Source organism: Paraglaciecola mesophila KMM 241 (assembly GCF_000315015.1).
Lineage (GTDB): Bacteria > Pseudomonadota > Gammaproteobacteria > Enterobacterales > Alteromonadaceae > Paraglaciecola > Paraglaciecola mesophila.
This window is the reverse complement of the sequence record NZ_BAEP01000031.1, coordinates 1-2,091: the sequence shown is the minus strand read 5'-3', so window position 1 is coordinate 2,091 and position 2,091 is coordinate 1. Positions and strand designations below refer to the sequence as shown.

The window sequence follows — 2,091 nt, the reverse complement described above, 5'->3', positions numbered from 1 at the left end:
TCGGTTATTGATAACACAAAAAAAGTTAGATGGCGTCTTTGCGTTTATTGTCATTATTTATAATTGCTCATTACTTAGTGAATAAAGAAATTTAATAAAGTGGTTAGACCAGTTGCTTTTCTGTTATAGTCCTTAAATCCTATAAGAAAAACAAATTTTGGAGTTCTACTATGTTGCAGTACAAAGCGCCCGTTATGGACATGAAGTTTCTGATTGAAGACGTGTTTAAATATTATAAACATTATGAAAAATACCCGGAGTTCGCTGAAGCCACGCCCGATTTAGTGGATGCAATATTGCAAGAATGCGCAAAATTTTGTGAAAACGAATTACTGCCGTTAAACCAAAGCGGTGATAAAGAAGGCTGCAAATTCGACAATGGTGTGGTGACTACGCCAACTGGCTTTAAAGCAGCCTACAACAAATACGTTGAAGGTGGATGGCAGAGTCTATCTCACCCGGTCGAGCACGGTGGGCAGGGCTTACCCCCTTCTCTTGGCATGGCAAAACAAGAAATGATGGGCACTGCTAACTGGTCGTGGGCCATGTATCCGGGCCTGAGTCATGGTGCCATGAACACGATCCAAAGCCATGGGACACAAGAACAAAAAGAGCTTTACCTTACCCGCCTTACCGAAGGCACATGGACCGGCACTATGTGTTTAACTGAGCCCCAATGCGGCACCGATTTAGGCCAAGTTAAAACCAAAGCCATACCCAACGATGACGGAACCTATGACATAGTGGGCACCAAGATATTTATTTCTGCAGGTGAGCACGACCTAACCGAAAATATTATTCATATCGTATTAGCTAGGTTACCCGGCGCACCTGAAGGGACACGCGGCATATCGCTGTTTATCGTGCCAAAAGTACAAGTTGATCAACAAGGCAACTTAGGCGAAGGCAATAAGGTCACCTGTGGTGCCATTGAAGACAAGATGGGCATCAAAGCATCATCCACTGCAGTACTGAATTTTGATAATGCAAAAGGTGTGTTAATCGGGCCAGAAAATAAAGGCTTAGAATGCATGTTCACCTTTATGAATACGGCTCGCGTAGGCACCGCACTGCAAGGCGTATGCGCGTCTGAATTAGCTTACCAAAACTCGCTTTTGTATGCCAAAGACCGCTTATCGATGCGTGCTTTGACCGGTAAAAAATTCCCCGATAAAGTTGCCGACCCTATCATAGTACACCCTGACGTGCGCAAGATGTTGATGACCCAAAAGGCCATCTCTGAAGGTGGCCGCGCGATGATCTATTACACCGCCAAAATAGTCGATGAAATAGAAATGGCCACTACCGATGAAGCACGTGAAAAGGCAGATGATAGATTAGGTTTTATTACTCCAATTCTTAAAGCCTTCCTAACAGAATTAGGCTGTGAAAGCACCAGCCAGGGTATGCAAATATTCGGCGGTCATGGTTATATTAAAGAGTGGGGTATGGAACAAATAGTACGCGACGTGCGTATCTCCACTTTGTATGAAGGTACCACAGGTATTCAAGCCCTCGATTTATTAGGCCGTAAAATATTGCTTACCCGCGGTAAATCATTAAACGCGTTCAGTAAAGAAGTGCTGCTTTTCTGCAAAGACAAAAGCATGATCTCTAAAAATCCTCATAAGCGTCAAATGAACAAATTTATTTGGGCGTTAAGTAAAAATGTGGCGAACTGGCAACAATACACCATGCGCTTAGCTTTAAAAGCCAAGAAAGACCGCGATATTGTTGGCTCAGCCTCAGTGGATTACCTAATGTACTCAGGTTATATCATGATGGCGTATTTCTGGGCGCAGATGGCCCAAACCGCTTATGAAAAGCTCGCGACCGACGTAGAAAACCGAGATTTTTACCGGGCTAAAATCAAAACCGCTGAATTTTATTTTGAGCGTTTACTGCCCAGAACAAAATCACTGGCCAAAACCATGATGGCAGACCCCAAAACGCTCATGCAACTAGATCAAGATTTGCTGTCTTTCTTGTAAGCTGTTAAGAAAATCAGTGCGTGAAAAGCGGCGTTAGTGTGTAGGTGATTGAATTGCTTGAAGTGTAAAACCGCTGCAGAATATATGCACAGAAAATAGC

Annotated in this window: 1 protein-coding gene; it reads left to right on the top strand. The window is 43.4% G+C overall.

Translation table 11 applies throughout. The features are described from left to right. Positions 1-170 precede the first annotated feature (170 nt). Positions 171-1,991: an acyl-CoA dehydrogenase C-terminal domain-containing protein gene (locus GMES_RS07710; RefSeq protein ID WP_006992072.1), complete on the top strand. Its 1,821-nt coding sequence runs from the start codon at positions 171-173 to the stop codon at positions 1,989-1,991. The last annotated feature ends 100 nt before the right edge of the window (positions 1,992-2,091 follow it).